Below are 3541 nucleotides of genomic sequence, written 5' to 3'. Positions count from 1 at the left end.
GTGGCCGCGGAAATCGACCGTTTCCACCTGCGGTGCGACGGGGCGCGGGGCGTCCTTCCGCCCGGGTCTCTTCTTCGAGGAAGGCTTGGCGCGCGGCGCGAACGAGGCCGACAGCTCCTGCCGGACCGCGATCAGCTCGTCCCTCGTCCCGGCGGAGTTTAGCTGCTCCTCCAGCGTCTCCAGGTAGTACACCCCTTCCGCCACCTCCCGCTTCCGCCTCCGGACGATCTCCATCGCCCCCTTCGCCTTCCGGGCGAGGTGGAAGTACCGGTTCATGTTCTCGACCGGGGTTTTCGCCGGATCGAGCGGGACCCCGCCGAACGACCGCATCCCCTTCTTCAACGCCCCCAGGTTCGCCTTGATCGTTTCGCCGTGCGCTCCCCCGGCCATCATGCCCACCAGCCGCTCCTCGTCGCCGCCGACGTTTGAAAGCTTCTGGCGCTCCTTCTTCAGCAGGGCAAGGATCCGCGTTTTCGCCTGCTGGCGCAGCGACGCGAGCTCCGCGGCTTCCGCGACGTCGGAGTAGAACCGGTCCGCCGCCTCGTTGGCGGTCGGGAACGGTTCGAAGCCGACGAATCCCGCCGCCGGGCACGGAAACGGGAGGATCCGGCGCTTCCCGCCCGGCAGGAGTCCGATCCCGGGGACGAAGTCGCTCTCCTCGTACCTCCGGACCAGCTTCCGCAACGCGTCGTGCAGCGCGCCCGCGTTATCCCGGCCCATCGCGGCCGCATCGTGCGCCACTTCCCGACCGAGGCCGGCCACGGAATCCAGAAGCGTCTTCGGCAAGTCGTCCCGTCCCTGCCCATGGATCCGCGCGGCGTCTTCCGGCGTCACGTCGGGCAGGAACATCCGCGACGGCGGCGGGAGCGGCCGGTACGGGACCCCCGGGGCGATCTCACGGATCCGGCTCTCCTCCGGCGACACCGTGCGCAGGGCGGCGAGGATCGTCCCGTCCCCGTCCGCGTAGATCAGGTTGGCGTGGCGGCCGAACAGCTCCGCGTGGAGCGATGTCGCGGCGTGCTCCGCCTCGGGGCGGCTCGAGATGAAATCGATCCGGACGGATCGGTCGTACGGAGCGACGGAGATTCCGGCGATCCGCATTCCCTCCAGGTGCTTCCGCAGGAACTGGCAGAACGGCGGCGGGGTCGGCGGGCCGGGGGTCCTGCGCGTGGTCAGGTGGACCCGGCAAGTCGACGGGTCGGCGGACAGGAGGAGCCGCTTCTCCCCTCGTCCCCAGAGATCGAGGAGGATCTCTTTTTCGCCGGGCTGCCGGACCTTCGACACCAGCGCCCCCGGGAGTTCCAGGGAGAGCTCGGCGACGATCCGTTTCAGCAGGAAGGCGTCCATCGCCCTTATTCTACGTCGGTTCGACGGCCCCGCGCCGAGGTCTATAATGGCGTGCAGGAGGTGCCCGCATGCCGTACACCGATGCGCCCGGCTTCCGCATGTATTACGAAACGCACGGCGGAGGGTTCCCGCTCCTGCTGATCAACGGCCTCGGGAGCGACCACGCCGAGTGGCTGCACCAGCTCCCGGCGTTCTCGCGCCGCTTCCGGGTGGTCGTCTTCGACAACCGGGGCACCGGGAAGAGCGACGTCCCCCCGGGACCGTACACCACCGCGCAGATGGCCGACGACGGAGCCGCGCTGCTTTCCGCCGTCGGGATCTCCCGGGCCCACGTCCTGGGCGTTTCGATGGGGGGGATGGTCGCGCAGGAGGTGGCGCTGCGCCACCCGGATCTCGTGGAACGGCTGGTGCTGGGGTGCACCGGGCCGGGCGGATCGCTGTCGGTCCGCCCCTCTCCCGAGGCGATGGCCGCGTTCGCCACGGCCGGCGGCGGGGACGCCGAGTCGGAGCTGCGGCGGATGATCCCTTTCCTCTACAGCGACGCGTGCATCCGTTCGCGGCCCGAGGAAATCGAGGGGTTCGTCCGGCGGCGGCTTGCGAACCCCACGACGCCCGCCGGGTACCAGGCGCAACTGTACGCCGCGGTCGCGCACGACGCCGCGGAGCGGCTCGAGCGGATCCGCGCGCGGACGCTGGTCATCACGGGGGACGCCGACCGGCTGGTCGACCGGGAGAATTCGTTGCGGATCGCCGGGAGGATCCCCGGCGCGAAGCTCGTCTTCCTGCCCGGGGCGCCGCACCGCCTGTTCGCGGAGAACGCGGACGCCTTCAACCGCGAGGTGATCGCCTTTCTTCAAAACGGGGACGTTCACAAAACTTCCACAGAATAGGGACACTCTTAGGGGGGAACAGTAAAGCGGTCCAGTCCAAGACTGTCCCTGAATTGCGGAAGTTTTGTGAACGTCCCCGTTTTGGGGCTAAAGCGCCCCGGCGGCGCGGAGATCCGCCTCGAACCGCGCGGCGTCGAACCGGTCCCCGGAGACGATCGTGCCCTCCACGTCGAGCGTGGGGACCTTCCGCATCCCGTCGTTGAGCTTCATCACGATTTCCGCCGCTTCCGGATGCTGCTCGATGTCGATCTCCTCGAACGGAACGCCCCGCCCGGACAGGAACCGCTTCGCCGCCTTGCAGTCGCGGCACCACGGCGTGGTGTACATCACGATCCGCTTCCCCATGGCGGGCTCCTCCCGTTCTAATCCCGCTCCGGCTCCCGCGACGGCAGGGGGCTGCGCTTGCGGCGCTCGCCCACCGGACGGATCGACTCGCGGTGGAACCGGACGATGTACTCCACGGCGTCCTCGGGGTCGTCCGTCAGGTAGAACAGGTTCAGGTCGGCCGCGGAGATCGTCCCCTCCTCGACCATCGTGTGCTCCATCCAGCGGAGGAGCCCCTCCCAGTATTTCCGCCCCATCAGGACGACGGGGAACCGGCGGATCTTGCCGGTCTGGATGAGGGTCAGCGATTCGAAGAACTCGTCGAGGGTGCCGAATCCCCCCGGCATGATGACGTACCCCGATGCGTACTTCACGAACATCACCTTGCGGGCGAAGAAGTGCCGGAATGAGATCGAGATGTCCTGGAACCGGTTCGCCTTCTGCTCCGTCGGGAGCTGGATGTTCAGGCCGACCGACAGCCCCTTCCCGCGCCGCGCGCCGCGGTTGGCCGCCTCCATGATCCCCGGGCCCCCGCCCGAGATGACGGCGAACCCCGTGCGGCCGAGCCCTTCCGCCACCTTCACCGCGGTCTTATAGCCCCACTCGTCCCTTGCGGTCCGCGCGCTTCCGAAGATGGAGATCGCCGGCCCGATGTCCTTGAGCGACTCGAACCCCTCCACGAACTCGCTCATGATGCGGAACACCCGCCACGTTTCGCCTCCGGTCAGCTCTTCCATCGTCCCTCCGGTCGGGATTCCCCGAAGCCTAAAGGATAGCAGAAGGGCGGTTGGACAGCGACGGACCGTTACGGTACAGTTTCCGGAATTGCGGGAAGGGAGGAACCCATGGCCGGCCTCGACTTCTCCGAGCTCCTCCGCCGCTACAAGGAGGCGCTCGGCCAGGCGCAATCCACGCAGGGAAAGACCGTCCCAGGAGGTGGGAGCATGCCCCCGAAGCTCGGGTTGATCAAGTTCGCCGCG

At 68.3% G+C, this 3541-nt stretch carries 4 protein-coding genes; 1 reads left to right on the top strand and 3 read right to left on the bottom strand.

What is annotated here, in order from left to right:
* The coding region (locus tag HZB86_12565) for an NFACT family protein (GenBank protein ID MBI5906352.1) at nucleotides 1-1347 on the bottom strand (1347 nt) is incomplete at its 3' end.
* 68 nt (nucleotides 1348-1415) lie between these two features.
* Here HZB86_12565 and HZB86_12560 point away from each other — a divergent pair.
* Entirely contained in the window at nucleotides 1416-2237 is an 822-nt protein-coding gene (locus HZB86_12560; GenBank protein ID MBI5906351.1) for an alpha/beta fold hydrolase, read from the top strand.
* A gap of 87 nt (nucleotides 2238-2324) precedes the next feature.
* Here the strand turns inward: HZB86_12560 and HZB86_12555 are convergent, their stop codons facing one another.
* Both HZB86_12555 and HZB86_12550 read right to left on the bottom strand, forming a co-directional pair.
* A complete protein-coding gene (locus HZB86_12555; GenBank protein MBI5906350.1) occupies nucleotides 2325-2564 on the bottom strand; it encodes an NrdH-redoxin in 240 nt (79 codons plus the stop codon).
* Between the two features lie 35 nt (nucleotides 2565-2599).
* Nucleotides 2600-3298: a TIGR00730 family Rossman fold protein gene (locus HZB86_12550; protein ID MBI5906349.1), complete on the bottom strand. Its 699-nt coding sequence runs from the start codon at nucleotides 3296-3298 to the stop codon at nucleotides 2600-2602.
* Nucleotides 3299-3541 lie beyond the last annotated feature (243 nt).

It is taken from the genome of Deltaproteobacteria bacterium, assembly GCA_016234845.1.
GTDB lineage: Bacteria > Desulfobacterota > Deferrimicrobia > Deferrimicrobiales > Deferrimicrobiaceae > JACRNP01.
Note: the sequence above shows the minus strand (reverse complement) of the source record. Positions and strands in the feature narration are given on the sequence as shown.